Consider the following 476-nt stretch of genomic DNA (forward strand, 5'->3'; position numbering starts at 1 on the left):
CTTTTACTTTCAACAGGCATCAGAATTTCTGAACTTTGCCACATTCATCTCAAAGATATTAATCTTTCCAATAAGACACTCCATATTATAGGAAAGGGTAAGAAAGAACGTATCCTATTTTTAGGAGATCAAAAAACATTCAATTTATTAGAAACATATATAAATAAAACAAGAAATGAATCAAATGATTTCTTGTTTCCAGGGAAACATTCTCTTAAACCATTGTCAGAGCAAAGTGTACGTTTAGTTATAAAGAGAATCGTTGAACAAAATAGCTTATCTAAAACTATTACACCACATATGTTTAGACATAGCTTTGCGACAATGCTTCTAGATAATGATGTAGATATTCGATACATTCAACAAATTCTTGGACACAGTTCTATATCAATCACACAAATCTATACTCACGTATCTCATTCAAAACAAAAAGAAATACTTAGTTCTTTTAATCCTGTATCAGCGATTCATTCTGA

At 30.0% G+C, this 476-nt stretch carries 1 protein-coding gene; it reads left to right on the forward strand.

Annotated elements, in window-relative coordinates:
* Nucleotides 1-476, forward strand: a 476-nt coding sequence (locus N8M09_RS10910; protein ID WP_261065199.1) for a tyrosine-type recombinase/integrase, incomplete at both ends; no start/stop codon positions are given.

Origin of the sequence: Streptococcus mitis, from assembly GCF_946190375.1 — a bacterium.
In the GTDB taxonomy this organism is placed as follows: domain Bacteria; phylum Bacillota; class Bacilli; order Lactobacillales; family Streptococcaceae; genus Streptococcus; species Streptococcus mitis_CJ.